At 73.1% G+C, this 13,945-nt stretch carries 9 protein-coding genes; 4 read left to right on the top strand and 5 right to left on the bottom strand.

Annotated elements, in window-relative coordinates; translation table 11 throughout:
- Nucleotides 1-86 precede the first annotated feature (86 nt).
- Complete coding sequence (locus OG764_RS34600) at nt 87-1,019, top strand: LysR family transcriptional regulator (protein ID WP_328973268.1); 933 nt, start codon at nt 87-89, stop codon at nt 1,017-1,019.
- Nucleotides 1,020-1,049: 30 nt separating this feature from the next.
- Here OG764_RS34600 and OG764_RS34595 read toward each other — a convergent pair whose 3' ends face one another.
- From OG764_RS34595 to OG764_RS34575, 5 genes are all read right to left on the bottom strand, one after another.
- Nucleotides 1,050-2,342 (bottom strand): phosphatase PAP2 family protein, encoded by a 1,293-nt coding sequence (locus OG764_RS34595; protein ID WP_328972288.1) that lies wholly within the window; start codon nt 2,340-2,342, stop codon nt 1,050-1,052.
- A gap of 207 nt (nt 2,343-2,549) precedes the next feature.
- Complete coding sequence (locus OG764_RS34590; protein WP_328972287.1) at nt 2,550-6,041, bottom strand: tetratricopeptide repeat-containing protein kinase family protein; 3,492 nt, start codon at nt 6,039-6,041, stop codon at nt 2,550-2,552.
- A gap of 1 nt (nt 6,042) precedes the next feature.
- Nucleotides 6,043-7,044 (bottom strand): AAA family ATPase, encoded by a 1,002-nt coding sequence (locus OG764_RS34585; RefSeq protein WP_328972286.1) that lies wholly within the window; start codon nt 7,042-7,044, stop codon nt 6,043-6,045.
- Nucleotides 7,041-9,215, bottom strand: a complete 2,175-nt coding sequence (locus tag OG764_RS34580) for a VMAP-C domain-containing protein (RefSeq protein ID WP_328972285.1) — start codon at nt 9,213-9,215, stop codon at nt 7,041-7,043. Before OG764_RS34580 ends, OG764_RS34585 begins: the two co-directional genes overlap by 4 nt.
- A 1-nt stretch (nt 9,216) precedes the next feature.
- Nucleotides 9,217-9,531 (bottom strand): trypco2 family protein, encoded by a 315-nt coding sequence (locus OG764_RS34575; protein WP_328972284.1) that lies wholly within the window; start codon nt 9,529-9,531, stop codon nt 9,217-9,219.
- A 240-nt stretch (nt 9,532-9,771) separates the two neighbouring features.
- Here OG764_RS34575 and OG764_RS34570 point away from each other — a divergent pair, with 240 nt between their 5' ends.
- The 3 genes from OG764_RS34570 to OG764_RS34560 all read left to right on the top strand — a co-directional run bounded on the left by OG764_RS34570 (nt 9,772) and on the right by OG764_RS34560 (nt 13,917).
- Complete coding sequence (locus OG764_RS34570) at nt 9,772-11,361, top strand: N-6 DNA methylase (RefSeq protein WP_328972283.1); 1,590 nt, start codon at nt 9,772-9,774, stop codon at nt 11,359-11,361.
- A gap of 285 nt (nt 11,362-11,646) precedes the next feature.
- The gene (locus tag OG764_RS34565) at nt 11,647-12,084 is read left to right on the top strand and encodes a hypothetical protein (RefSeq protein WP_328972282.1); all 438 of its coding nucleotides are present in this window, start codon (nt 11,647-11,649) and stop codon (nt 12,082-12,084) included.
- A gap of 198 nt (nt 12,085-12,282) precedes the next feature.
- The gene (locus OG764_RS34560; protein ID WP_328972281.1) at nt 12,283-13,917 is read left to right on the top strand and encodes an alpha/beta hydrolase; all 1,635 of its coding nucleotides are present in this window, start codon (nt 12,283-12,285) and stop codon (nt 13,915-13,917) included.
- Nucleotides 13,918-13,945: the final 28 nt, after the last annotated feature.

Genomic DNA, 13,945 nt, shown 5'->3' with positions numbered 1-13,945 from the left:
AGCGCGGCAGCAATGCAAAGATAGGCACCCGATAATTGCCTCAGACGCAATTTCGCAGGTCAGGAGCGGGAGTGAATCAGACTCGGCTGGATCTCAATCTGCTGCGCGCGCTGGACGCCCTGCTCCGGGAGAACAGCGTGACCCGCGCCGCGGAACGCCTCGGCACCTCGCCCGCGGCCATGAGCCGTACGCTGGCCCGGCTGCGCCGCGCAGTCGGCGACCCGCTGCTGGTCCGCGCCGGCCAGGGGATGGTCCCGACGCCGCGCGCCGCGGAGCTCCGGGAAGAGGTCGGCGCGTTGCTGCGCGGCTGCGACGACGTGCTGCGGCCCGGAGCCGGTTTCGATGCCGCGCACCTCCAGCGCACCTTCACCGTGCAGGCCGCCGATGTGCTGCTGGCCGGGGTGGCCGGGCCCCTGAGCGAGCGGGTCCGGGCGCAGGCCCCGCGGGTGGACGTGGTCTTCCTGTCGGAGGCACTGGAGGGCGGGCCCGCGCTGCGCCAGGGCTCGGTGGACGTCGAGCTGGGCGTCCTCGGCGACCTGGACCCGGAGATCCGGACCCGGCAGCTGACGCGGATGGCGCTGGTCGGCGTGGCCCGCAGCGGCCATCCCCTCTTCGCCGGGCGGATCGACGCCCGCCGGTTCGCCGCGGCCGACCACATCGGCATCTCCCGACTCGGCAAGCGCCTCGGGCCCATCGACGGCGCGCTCGCGGAGCTCGGACTGCGGCGTCGGGTCTCGGTCGTCGTGCCGAGCCACACCAGCGCGATGATACTGGCCCGCGACAGCGACCTCGTCACGCTCACCCTGGCCGACTGGCTCCCCGGCACCATCGCCGCCCTGGGGCTGCGCACCTTCCCGATCCCCCTCGACCTGGCGCCCCTCGACCTCGGGATGGCCTGGCATCCGCGCAACGCGGCCGACCCGGGCCACCGCTGGTTCCGCGACCACCTGGCGGCCGCGATGCGCGCCCCCCGCGATACGCCGAGGGCGGCGCCCCCGTCCGGGAGGCACCGCCCTTGACCGTCGACCTGCGGCTCACCGCACCGCGGCTCAGACCCGTTCGCGCTGCGTTTCGCGTCGCTGGGCCGGCAGGTGCGCCGGCGCCGCCGCGTCGGCCTTCCGGTCCCACTGCCGGGTGGTGCGGACGTAGCCGTAGACCACCGAGGCCGTCGCGAGGACGAGCAGCGGCCCGAAGAGCCACGGCCGTCCGGCCATCTCCACCGGCACGTACCGGTACGACGCCAGGAGCCCGACGAAGACCACGGTGCCGTAGCCGACCAGCCGGGTGGCCGAGTGGTCCCAGCCCCGGTCGAACGCGCGCAGCGCCGCCTCGATCGTGACCGTGAACACCACGCCGGCGATGATGTCCGCGCCGTAGTGGTAGCCGAATCCGAGGGTCGCGCCGAGCGTGGCGATCAGCCAGAACGTGCCGAGGAGCTGGAGGAGCCGCGGGCCCTTGAGGGAGTGGATGAAGATCGCGGTGGCCCAGGCGGTGTGCAGGCTGGGCATGCAGTTGCGCGGGGTGAACTCGTCGAACGGCATCGCGAGCGGGGTCCCCACCGCCGGCGGCGTGTTCGGCCACAGGTCGGCCAGCGCCCACTGCCCGCCGTCGGCGCCGTACGCGAAGATCGGCCCGACCACCGGGTAGATCATGTAGATACCGGGCCCGAGCAGGCCGATCACCAGGAAGGTGCGCACCAGGTGGTGGCCCGGGAAGCGGCGCTCGGCCGCCACGTTGCGCAGCTGGTACAGCGCGATGGCGACGGCGGCCACCGCGAGCTGGATGTAGACGAAGTCGAGCACGTGGGCGCCGACCGGGCCGGTGGCCTCGACGATGCGGCCCGCCACCCACGACGGGTTGCCCAGCGCGTGATCGGCTGTCGCCACGTACTGGTCGAGGACCATCGGTTGGGTCTTCGACGTGATCAGCAGCCAGGTGTAGCCGGTCTTGCGGCCCGCCACCAGCAGCAGGGCCAGTCCGACGCCCTTGAGCAGGAGGGCGCGTTCCCGGCCGGTGCGGTGCGTGACGGCGATCACGCCGCAGGCCAGAGTCACCAGCAGCGCGCCGTTGCCGTACATCATCTCGGCGCCGACGATCCACCGCACGAGCCAGAAGACGAGGTCGATGCCGATCGCGGCGCCGAGCGCGATGAAGCGCTGGCGCCAGGTGAGCACGACCATCATCAGGCCCATGCTGACGTACAGCACCGTGCCCGACTTGGGCGCGAAGATCACTTCGCGCGCCTGGTCGGCGATCGGCCCGCGCTGGCCGTACCCGCGCGCGGCGATCTCCAGGGCGATGAGGAAGCCGAGGGCCACCGCGCTCACGGCGACCCACAACATGACACGCGGTTGACGCCATGCGGCCAAGCTGATTCTGTCGTCCGTCCGCGAGAACAGCCGCGTTACCTTAGATATCAATTTTTCAGCCGATTTGTAATATTCCAACGCGATCGTCGTTAACTCGAACATGCTAACGGAGTAGGCCGGATTCCCCGATCCCGGTATGTCAATAGCTGCCGCCACCTCCCCTTTTCACAGGTCAGGGGATCAAGGCACCGCGCCGGCGGCGGATCCCGGCTCTTCCTCCTGCCGTGAGCGCCGCAGCCAGGCTCTGACCCTGAGTGACTGGCGGAGATCCTCCTCGTGGGCCTCCGGCATTTCCCGTGCCAGCGCCTGCCTGATGCCGATGGCCTCGTCGAGCGCCGCCGAGGCCTCTTCCTCCCGGCCCAGGACGCCCAGTCGGACGGCGATGTTGCTCAGGACCGAGGCCAGCTCCGGGCGGACCTCCTCGGGATCGCGCCGTGCCTGTTCCCGGTACAGGTGAACGGCCTCGGTGGCGGCCGCGAGCGCCTCGTCCGCCCGGCCGGCGGCGCCCAGTCGGTTGGCCAGGTTGTTCAAGCTCCGGGCAAGGCCCCATTGGAAGCGCGCGCGGTCCTCGTCGGCCAGCTGCCGGTACAGCGCCACCGCTTCGGTGGCGGTGGCCAGGCCGTCCGCGTGCCTGCCGAGGCCGCCCAGCCGATTGGCGAGGGTGTCCAGAGCGGTCGCCAAGCCGGAACGGTAGACGGCGGGATCACGTGCGGCCAGCTCCCGGTACAGGCTCACGCCTTCGAGAATCGCAGCGAGGCTCTCCTCGCTCCGGCCTGTGTCGCCCAGCCGGACGGAGAGATTGTTCAGGCACCTCGCAAGGCCGGAATAGTCCAAACGGGACTGCTGATCGGGCATCCGCTCGTACATCGAACCGGTCAGGACATCGGAGGTCTCCGAGAACGGCGGCGGTTCCTTGACCACCTGCCGGCACAACTGCACGGCCTCGGTGACGGCGGCGAGCGCCTCGTCACTCCGGCCCAGGTACCCCAGCTGGTTGGACAGCTCGTTCAGGCTCCCCGCGAAGTCGGAACGGTAGGATCCGGGCGGCTGCCCGACGAGCGCCCGATACCGCTCCACCCTGGCAACGAGTGAGGCAAGGGCTTCCTCCTGCCAATGGCGCGGTCCCGGACCTGCGAGCGTCGACGCGAACGCCTCGGCCAGTTCGGCGGCGGTCGGCCGTTCTGCGGGGTCCCGGCTCAGGCATCTCCACAGGAGATCGAGGAGCGACCCCTCGATCTCCGAATCCGCCAGGACGGCCCGTTGCATGGTGTCGGCCCGGGGATCGCGCCATCGGCCGGTGGCGAGGCCGAGGAGCAGCGCCCCCAAGGCGTGGACGTCGGCCTCCGTGGTCGGCCCGGCCGCGTCGTCATCCGCGTCGAGATAGGTCTCGCTCCGGGGGAACTCCGCACGGTGGGCGCTGTGCACTCCGTCGTACGTCGCCGTCATCCAGCCGACCAGCCGGCTGCCGCGGTCGGTCACCAGGACGGACCCCGGTGCGAGCGCGCCGTGCACCAGGCCGAGGCTGTGTGCGAGGCCGACCGCGACGGTGAGGTCCCGGGCGATGCGCAGGAACGGATCCCCCCAGACCGGGCCTCCGGCCTCGGCGAGTACGTCCCGCAGGTTCGGCGCGGGCCCCGACTCCGGGTCGTCCTCGCGGCGGGTGATGTAGGAGGCCGCCAGCCACGGCGGCTCCGCGGGGTCGTCGGTGTTCCAGTCCAGCAGCTCCGGGGTGTACGTCCCCAGCATGCGGCTCAGGCAGTGCGCCTCGGTACGGACGAGGTCCGCTGCGGGCTCGCGGGGCAGGCCGACCCGGGGCGCGGGCATGCGTACGGACACCGTCGACCCGTCCTCGTCCCGGGCCAGGTACATGGCCACGGTGTGCCAGCCCCGGCCGCTGCGGGCGTAGAGCCGGAACCGCCCCAGCCGGCGGGGGTCCTTCGGCAGCAGCGGCAGCCAGCCCGGCGGGAGGTCGGCGGGCACCGGGTCCGGCAGCTCGAAGGCCCGCGCGGCGGCATCGAGGGGCTCGGCCTCCGGCGCCTCGTCGATGCGCCGTCCGCCCCCGGACAGGGCCCGCGGGGCGGCGCCGAGCGGCGGGACCCCCAGCCGCCTCAGGAGCCGGTCCTTCAGCCAGCCGAAGGACCGGCCGGCGTCGCCGATCACGGCGGTCCCGTCGGGATGCCCGACCCAGGCGGGGAAGTGGGGGGAGCGGCCGACGGCGGATTCGAGGTGGTCCGCGACGGCCGCGGTGGTACGGAGCAGCTCCCTGGGGGCGAGGGCGCCGAGGAGGATGCGGCGGGCCTCGGCGGAGAAGTCGAAGAGCCGGTGGTGGGGCAGGCACGCCGGGCCGTCGGCGCCGATCTGGCGCATCAGCCCGCCGAGGAACACCTCGGTGAGGTGCCCGGCGTCGATGGGAGGCCCGAGTGCCGTCCGGACCAGGCGCATCACGGGTGGGGTGAGCGGTGCCACGGCCGCCAGGTGGGCGGCGAGCCGGTAGGCCTCCGGGGACGCGGCGGCCCGGAAGCGCAGCACCGCTTCGGCTCCGTCGCCCTGGCGGGTGTCGGCGTACGCGCGCTCGGAGAGGGCCGGGCCGATGTTCCACAGCGGGATCTGCGCGGTGGCGCCCGGTGCGGCGATCAGACGCGCCCAGTCGGCGATGGCCGCGGGGGTGGGTTCCAGTACGGGCACGGGCGCCGCGTCGAAGGCGGCCAGCTCCGGGGGCAGCACCGGATCGGTGACCTGCCAGCCGAGGGTCGGGCCGCCGCGGCGGCGGGTGCCGACCTGCCAGCGCTGCGCGCTGATGCCGGAACTCGGCCACAGCCGGGTCGGCAGGGCGTGGACGATCGCGGTGGGGCCCCGGCGGGCCCAGAGGTCCGTCGCGGCGCGCATCCGGCCGTCCCACCAGGCCTCGCCGACGCCGTCGCTGATGACGAGTACGAGGGTGCCGCCGGTGGGGTCGCCGACGCTCGCGGGCGACCGGCCGGGGCCGCTGCCGCGGTAGGGGCTGGTGCTGAGGAGCGGCGCGGCGGCGCTGCGCGTGTCGAGCCCGTACACGCGGATGTCGCGGAATGCTCCGGCGCGTTCCATCAGGGCGCGGACCTCGCCGGCCAGGCGCTGCCACAGCACCATCGAGATGCCGTCGTCGACGAGCAGGGCGAGGGACAGCCAGCGGCTCCTGACCCGGCGGGTGACGGTTTCGGGCAGTCCGGTGTCCGCCATGGCGGCCACCGTCCGGGCGATGTCGAGTTCGTGGCGCCGGTGGTCGGGGAAGCGCCGACGCAGCGGGCGGAGGGACTTGCCCAGCCGGAGTTCGCGGGCCCCGAGGTGGCGGCTGTCGGGAATCCGGACGGCGAGCGCCGGCGCCGGCTCCTCCTCCTCGGTGTCGTCGGCGCGGGCGGCGGCCGCCAGGGGGAGCCCCGGGGCGGGGGCCTGGGGCGGCTCGGGGGCCGGCGCGTCGGCCGGCGCGGCGGCGGGGTGGGCGGGGGCGGGCGGGGTTTCGGGGCGGGGGCCGGGCGGGGGCGGGTGCGCGGCGGGCAGCGCGGTCCGGGCGAGCGGCGCGGCGTCCGGGGGCAGGTGGCGGGCGAGCCACAGGGCGTCGAGGAGTTCCTCCTGTGACAGGTCCACTCCGCTCCTGGCCAGCACCTCCCTCAGCTCGCCGAGCCGCCCGAGCGTCATGTCACAGCGCTCCGCCGAGCTGGTGCAGCACGGCGTCGAGGAGGGAGCCGGCGTCGAGGTCGACGCCGGCCTTGCGCAGGAAGACGGCGTTGAGGAGTTGGTCGGTGGCGAGTTCGCCGGGGGCCCGGCGGCTGAGGAACTCCGCCATCAGGCCGTCGACGTCCGCGAGTGCCTCCGGGCCGAGGTGCGCGGCGACGATGTCCCGCAGCCGCTGTTCGTCGGGCTCGGAGAGGTAGAGGCGCAGGCAGCGCCGGAGGAAGGCGGCCGAGAACTCGCGTTCGCCGTTGCTGGTGATGATGACGACCGGGAACTCCCGGCAGCGGATGCGGCCGCCGGTGACGGGGGCGGGCGCGTCCCGGTCGTCGGTCTGCACGTGGACCGGGGGGTGGCCTTCGGGGAGGCGGGTGAGTTCCGGGATGGCGAACTCTCCGATCTCGAAGGCGTGGAGGAGGTCGTTGGACAGGTCGACGTCCCCCTTGTCGAGTTCGTCGATGAGCAGCACCCGGGGGCGCTCCCGGGGGACGAGGGCGTTGCCCAGGGGGCCGAGGCGGATGTACTGCCCGATGTCCGGTTCGGGCGCGTCAGGGTCGCGCCGGAGGTTGGCCTCGCGCAGCCTGCCGACGGCGTCGTACTGGTAGAGGGCGTCCATGAGCGTGGAGCGGCTGTTGACCGGCCACTCCAGGACCCGGCCGAGAGACAGTTCATGGGCGATGGCGTGCGCCAGGGAGGACTTGCCGGTGCCGGGGTGACCGGTGACCAGGAGGGGCCGGCGCAGGTGGAGGGCGGCGTTCACGACGGCGGCCTCCTCGGCGCCGATGAGGTACGGCCGCGGGGCGGCGGCCCGTCCTCCCGGCCGGTGTTCCTCCCGGCCGAACCGGCGCCAGGGCGGGGGCTCGGTGAAACCCACCTCGCGGGACACGCCGTCGCCGCGGAACAGCTGCCAGTCGGCGGCGGGGGTGCCGGGCTCCGGGGTGCCGGTCCCGGCGGGCTCGGGGGGTGTCATGAGGCGTGGGCTCCCTTCCTGGGGTCCTTGAACTGCAGTGACTCGGGAGCCGGGCACCGGCCGTCTTCCTCCCACACCAGGGAGGGGCTGGCCGAGGCGCTCCCGGGGAAGGCGAAGGCGTCACCGCGGAAGACCCGTACGCGCTCGGGGAGTTCGGTGAGCGGGCCGAGGGGGTCGAGGCGCCGGAGCCGGTCGGCGTCCTCGTAGCGGTCGGCCCCGCGGTCCCACAGGACCACGGGGACTCCGAGCGCGAGGCAGAGTTCGAGCAGGCCCGTCCGCTGGTCGCGGGGGCCGTGGAGGACCACCCGGGTGGTGTCGCGGTGGCTGGTCCGCAGCAGTTGCATCAGCTGCCTCGGGGCGCCGCACGTCGCGTCGGTGACCAGCGCCGCCGCGTGGCCGCTCTCCCAGCGGCGCCGCTGCTCGCTGTCGCGGTCCTTCACCTTCCCGCTCAGCTCCGGGCAGCTCAGGGTGACGCGGTACTCGGCGCCGATGGGCCGGTCGGGCACGATGTCGTTGGGCGCGCCCGGGTTCCACTCGTCGACGGCCAGGTGCAGTCCTTCGCGGTCCACCAGTACCGTCACCCAGGGGACATGGCGTCCCTGCCCCGGCTCCCCCACGGCGGTGGCGACCGCCTCGCGCAGGCAACGCGCCGCTTCCTCGGGCGACTTGGGCACGGTGTGCGACTCGTGGAGCACGGTGTGCGTGCCGTCCTCGCGGGCGAAGAGGATCCGGCACAGGTACCGCTCGTCGGCGGACTCCCGGTCGCGGGCCAGTTCCAGCATCACCCGCGCCACCGGCGGCACCTGCCGGGCCGCCCACCGGCGGGCGTCCTCCCGCCGCTCGTGCAGGGCGGTCGGGTGGACGCCGATGCGGGCGGCCACTCGGGTGGACCAGGTACGCAGTCCCTCCGCCGCCTCGCTGCCCACGGCCGTGGCCACGTACTCGGTCAGCCGCAGCAGGGCCGGCACCGGCGGTGTGCCGTCCGGCACGTCCTCGCTGTCGGACATCGCCTCCAGGTCGTCGGCCACCTGCTCGACGTCCTCGACGGGCAGGTACGTCCGGGTGAGCGGATCGGGGAGGAAGGCGTACCGCAGGGCCTCGCGCGCGGCGCGGGGAAGCAGCGCGGGGTGTTCCTTGCAGATGCCGTGCAGGAGGTCCAGCAGGCGCTCGTGCTCGTCCACGGACAGCAGGGACCCGAAGCCCAGGGTCCGGGCCCGGAGGAGGAGTTCGGTCAGGCGGTCGCGCGCGTCCTGGGTCGTGGCGGCCAGGGCGAGGGTGGTGCCGAGGGAGGCGAGGGCGCGCGGGTGTTCCAGCAGCAGGGCCGCGAGGTCGGGGATCGCCGGCGCGTAGCCGGCGGGGACCTTGTAGCCGAGCCGCAGTGCCAGGTCCCGGCCGTGCGCGGAACAGGCGTCCGGGTCGCCGAGCAGGGGCCACAGCATCAGCGCGAGGGTCTTCTCGGCCGGCGTCTGCCCGGCGGCGGGACGGGCCTGCGGCAGGGGCGCGCACAGCTCGGCGAGGCGGGGCGGGCCGCCCGCGTACCGTCGCAGCGCCTCGTCGAAGCCGCTGTCCTGGGTGAAGGCGCGGGCGGGGCAGGCGCGCAGCCGGCGGTTGCCGTACGCCCGGTCGTCGTGGATCACCACCGCGACGAGCCGGTCCTCGCAGAAGACCGCGGTCCCGGAGGCTCCGCCCCAGGGTTTGCGGCCGTCGGGGCGGGGGTCGGGCGCGGGGTCCTGGTCGAGGACGTACAGGTCGCGGGAGCCCGAGGACAGCAGGGGCAGCACGCCCCGCAGGTGTTCGGCCTCCCGGCCCTCGTCGTCGGCAGCGGCGGCCAGGGGGTAGCCGAGGCCTTCGTAGCGCAGCGGGGTCTTGCCGACGGGCCGGCCCCAGTGGACGGGTCCCGGCACGTCCACCTCGTCGTCGGTGAGGAGGAGGGCGACGTCGAGTCCCCGGGGGTGCGTCCACAGGACGCTCGCACCGGTGCGCACCCCTTCGCCCTCGCGCGGGTGTCCCACCCGTACCCGGATCTGCGGCCAGAACGGGCCGGTGGGACCGTCCGCCAGTACGTGGCGGGCGGTGAGCACCAGCCGCGGGGCGATGAGGTATCCGGAGCCGACGCTGTGGCGCTGCCGGGCGGTTCCGCCGTGGATCAGCGCCAGTCTGCGCGGATCCATGTCACTCCTCGCTCCAGGACCCGCTGTCCCGGTCGTTGATCTCGGGGCGTTCGCCGCCGGCGGCGCGGTCCCGGACCGACAGCTTCAGCGTCAGCTTGTGGGTGCGCACGGTGGTGAGTTCGCCGCCCGCGCCGACGGTGGCCACGCCGAAGCTGAGCCTGCCGTCGGCCTTGCCGCTGTCGCGGAGTTCGAGCAGGAGTTCCAGCTGGGCTTCCTCGACTCCGAACGCGAACTGCTGGCCCGCGCCTTGGGCCTGCGCCGCGTACAGCTCCTGCCGCAATTCCTCGATGGCCGCCGCCAGTCCGACAGTCGTCATGCCTGTTCCCCCGACCCGCGCTCCCGACGACCAGTGATCCGTCACGTTACCGCGTTCCACGGCCCCGCCACCGGCAATCGGGACAGGTCCAAAGGGGCGGCGGGGAGGGGTGGTTGGACCGTTACGTCTCCTTGGCGCGGACGGGGAGCGGCCAGGGAGGGGAAGTTGTGCGTCGGCCCCTCGCGGTCCCTTGTCGTCCGGGACAATCCGACCCAGCCGACGAAGGAGGCGTTCCCCCTCATGCGACCGCCGAGCGAGCGGAATCCCGTCGCCCCCGACCCGGCGGAGCGGCCCGTCCCGTCCTCCGCCTCCGAGCTCCGGGCCATCGCCTGGAGAGCCGCGGGCGCGCTGCGCGGCCCGGTCTGGGAGGCGAGGCACCAGGATCTCGTTCTGGGCCTGATGACTCTCAAGTACCTCTCCGACGTGTTCGAAGAGCGCCGCGCGGAACTGAAGGCGCGTCTCGTCGAGGAGGGCATCGACAGGAACCGCCTCGGCGAGGCCCTGGAGGACAAGGAGGCCTACAGGGCTGCCGGTGTCTGCTGGGTACCCGAGGCCGCCCGCTGGTCCGGCATCGCCGCCCGTGCGGCGACGCCACACCTCGGCAGGTACATCGACACGGCCATGTATTCGCTCAGGCGGGAGGACATCTCCCCGGCCGGCGAGCTGCCGGCGCTGTTCGCGCGAGTCGAACTCGGCCACAGTCGACTCGGCGGACTCGCCGAACTCGTCGGCATCGTCGGCGAAGCCCGGTTCGGCTCCGCCGGGGGCAGGCCGGCACGCAATGCGCTGGGCGAGGTCTACCTCCCGTCCGCCGACGACCCCACACAGGATCCGGCACGGGCGCAAGGCGGCGCGGGCCCGGATTTCCACTCACCGTATTCCGTCCTGCGGCTGATCGTGGAGATCCTGGAGCCGTACCGGGGCCGGATGTACGACCCCGCGTGCGGTGTGGGCACCTCGTTCGTCGAGGCGGCCCGGTTCCACGACGCCCACGGCGACCGCCGCCGGCCCGACATCGGCTTCTACGGCCAGGAGGCCGATGAACGGGCGTGGCACGCGGCCAACACGTGCTTCATGACCAGCCGCCATCGCTGCGACGTCGGCTCTCACTGGGGAGACGCCCTGGCCCACGACCGGCACCCGGGCCTGCGGGCCGACTTCGTGGTGACGAGCCCGCCGTTCCGGATGCCGTCCTGGGCGCGCGACGAGAGCGACCCCCGCTGGACCTACGGCGTCCCCCCGCCGAGCAGCGCCGACTACGCCTGGCTCCAGCACGTGCTCTCCAAACTGGGCGACCGCGGTACGGCCGGCGTCGTCCTGGCGGACGGCGCGTGTTCCTCGCTGTCCGACGCCGAGAGGAAGATCCGACAGGCGCTGGTCGAGGCAGACTTGGTGGCCGCCATGATGGCGTTGCCACCACGGCTGTTCCACGGCAGGGGGCCCTCCGCCTCCCTCTGGCTGCTGGCGAAGGACAAGACACCGCAGGGGTCCGCGCATCTGGAAGACCGCCGGGGCCGGATCCTCTTCGTCGACGCCCGTGCCACGGAGACGGTGGCCGAGCGCGGGCGGGACGAGCTGGGCGATGCCGGCATCGCCCGGATCGCCGCCACCTACCGCGCGTGGCGGGGCACCCAATCCGCCCGCGCGTCGGGCCTCACCTACACGGACGAGGCCGGCTTCAGCTACTCGGCCGACATCGCGACCGTGCGGCGGCACGGGTACGTGCTGACCCCTGGCCGCTACGTGAACTCGCCCACGACCGTGGCCGATCCGGCCACCGAAGAAGACGTCACCACACTGACGAAGGACCTGTACGGACTCTTCCCCTGAGCATCGGACGGCCGACCCCGCGGGTCTCCCGCGGGCCGCCGGAGGGAATCCGGTATTCCAAGAGCCGATATTGGCCACTCCATATGTGAAAGATCACCTCCACAACCGTGACCGAGCGGGCAGCGGACCTGCCCTTTCGGCCCGGTCACCGGAATGTCCGCTTTCTCCGCGCGCAGAATTCGCGTCACCTCCGCGGAACGATCTAGCCGCTGGAGAAACGCACGATTACTGTCTCCCTCGCATCCGGCAACACTCCGGATGCGACACCCATTCCAAGGGAGAGAAGTGAACACCAAGCTCAAGGTTGCCCTTGTAGCAATGTGCGCCCCGGCAATTCTCGCTCTCGCATCGGCACCCGCCCACGCACTGCCCGGCTGGGACCTTACCCACACCGACGCGGATATCGCGGGAACCTGGGCGCGCGGGGAGTTCTGGAAGGGGAGCAACGGGCGCTGGTACATCGACGGCAACGTCAAGGACACCATGAGCGACGGAAAGGGCGCGGCCCTCCGTCTCGTGGCCCTTTACAACGACGGTGGCAGCCGCCCGGAAAGCGTCAAGAACACGTCCGGATACGGTAAGGACGAACACTTCGCCTTCAACTTCGCCGGGAACATGACGAGTATCTACCTGCAGGAATGTCAGCTGGTAAAGGACCCCGTCGACAAGAGCATTGACTTCGGTGAATGCGCGAGTGTGCATTTCATCGCCCGGAATCTGTAACCGAGGATCCGGCAGGCCGGGCCGTGGTGGGGCGGACACCTCTCCGGTGGACTCCGCCCACCACGGCCCGGCCCCGGTCTGTCCCGTTCGGGCGCATGGTGCGAACCTGTTCGTGCCCTCGGCCGAGGGCGGGCGTGCGCGGGCCTCCCCCGATCCCGCGCGTGCCCATGTCGACTTGACGCAGAAGGAGTTCGCCCCATGCAGACCCGTTTGCCCGATGACCCGCGAAGGCGAGTGGCCTGGGGGATATCCCTCGTCCTGATCGCGGTCACCGCGTTCCTCGGCGCCGCGCCCGGAACGGCCACGGCAACACCCCCTGGCGCCCCGCCCGTTCCCGTCCTGTCCTGGGGACCGTGTGACGGCGCGGCGGACGGCTTCGAATGCGCGACCGCCCACGTGCCGCTGGACTACCGGGAGCCCGCCGGCCGTACGCTCCCGCTCGCCGTCACCCGGCGGGTCGCGTCCGACGCGGCCCACCGCACCGGTGTCCTGCTGATGCACCCCGGCGGACCGGGCAACTCGGGCGTGGACTTCGCCCGCAACAGCTACGCCGCGCTCCCCGCCGCCCTCCGCGCCTCCTTCGACGTCGTCGGGTACGACATGCGCGGCGTGAAGCGCAGCGGACAGGTGGAGTGCTGGGACGACAAGCAGTACTCCGCCGCAGTCGACGCGGCGCGCGGCGTGCCCGGCCCGGGAGCCGTGGACGTGGCCGTGCGGCAGGGCCTCGACTTCGCCGGCGCCTGCCTGCAACGCTCCCCCGACCTCGTGCCGTTCGTCGGCACCGGCTCGAACGCCAAGGACATCGACCTGCTCCGCCAGGCCCTCGGCGAGGAGACGCTCACCTTCTACGGGCGTTCCTTCGGCAGCTACGTCGGCACCGTCTACGCCGCGCAGTTCCCCCGGCGGGTCCGGGCCATGGTCCTGGACGGGGCCTACAACCCGCGGACCTACGCGGACGTGCCGTACGCCTACGACGCCGGGCAGTTCGTCGCCCTGGACGCGTCGGTCGGCCGGTTCCTGGACTGGTGCGCGCAGAACGCCGCCGCCTGCGGGTTCGGCGACGGCGCTCCGCGGCAGGCCTTCGACGCGCTCAAGCGGGCGCTGGACGCCGACCCCGTCATCACCCCGAGCGGACGCCCGGCCACCGGCTACACGCTGGCCTACCGCCTGATGTTCAACATCAACTCGGGCAAGGCGATCTGGCCCGCGCTGGGCCAGGCGCTGCGGGCGGCGCAGGCGCGCCAGACCTCGTTCCTGCTGTCCCCGCCCTCGCCCGCGTCCTTCGACTTCCTCAACGTCAACATGGCCGTCGAGTGCGCCGACCGCGTCTACCCGACCAGCCCCCTGCTGCTGCGCACGCTGGTCGGCGCCCAGTCGGCCGCCGCCCCGCTGATGGGGCCGCCCATCGGTCTCGGCCCGCCCACGTACGACCACAACCACGCGCCCACCTGCGCCCAGTGGCCGGCGGAGCGCCCGAGCCGTTACGAGGGCTCCTACCGGGCGGCGGGCTCCGCCCCGATCCTGGTCCTCGGCACGACCGGCGACCCCGACACCCCGTACCAGGACGCCGTGGCCCTCGCCGGGACGCTGGACAACGGGCGGCTGGTGACCTTCGCCGGTGAGGGACACACCGCGTACAACCGCAGCGCGTGCGTCAGCGCCCTGGTCAACGACTACCTCGCCACGCTCACGCTGCCCGCCCGGGGCACCGTCTGCGCGGACGAGACTCCGCCGGCGGCGCTCGGCCGCCTCTCCTCGGACACCGGCGCCCTGGGCGACGTCGCGGGCCTCGTGGTCGACGAGACGCGCGACGCGATCCCCGTCCTGCGCTGACCACCGGCCGCCGAGGGGCCGCAGCCGG

Source organism: Streptomyces sp. NBC_00239 (genome assembly GCF_036194065.1).
GTDB lineage: Bacteria > Actinomycetota > Actinomycetes > Streptomycetales > Streptomycetaceae > Streptomyces.
The sequence above is the reverse complement of the archived record's forward strand: the minus strand, read 5'-3'. Positions and strand labels throughout refer to the sequence as shown.